Annotated in this window: 1 pseudogene; it reads left to right on the top strand. The window is 42.0% G+C overall.

The features are described from left to right. Positions 1–18 precede the first annotated feature (18 nt). Positions 19–238, top strand: a pseudogene (locus tag CWB76_RS19625) (nucleoid-associated protein YejK); the annotation flags it as partial.

The raw sequence follows: 238 nt of genomic DNA, 5'->3' as shown, positions 1-238 counted from the left end.
CAGGCGTGACAAACTCAGATGGCTATAGATGTTAAAAAATTACTCGTGCCGTATGTATACAAAAAAGATGACGACTCACAAATTGACCTTCGCACCGACGTAATGCTGATCAACGTCAAAGTTGCTGTTTTCATTGAGCAATTACACCTCGCATACAACGGCAAGCCAGGCCATGGTTGTAGTGCTTTTAGTGGTGAAAAAAACAGTATTGTTGCCTCTCCTATGCAAAGCTATCGTA

This window comes from Pseudoalteromonas sp. S1609 (assembly GCF_005887255.1).
GTDB lineage: Bacteria > Pseudomonadota > Gammaproteobacteria > Enterobacterales > Alteromonadaceae > Pseudoalteromonas.
This window is presented reverse-complemented; position numbering and strand designations above follow the sequence as displayed.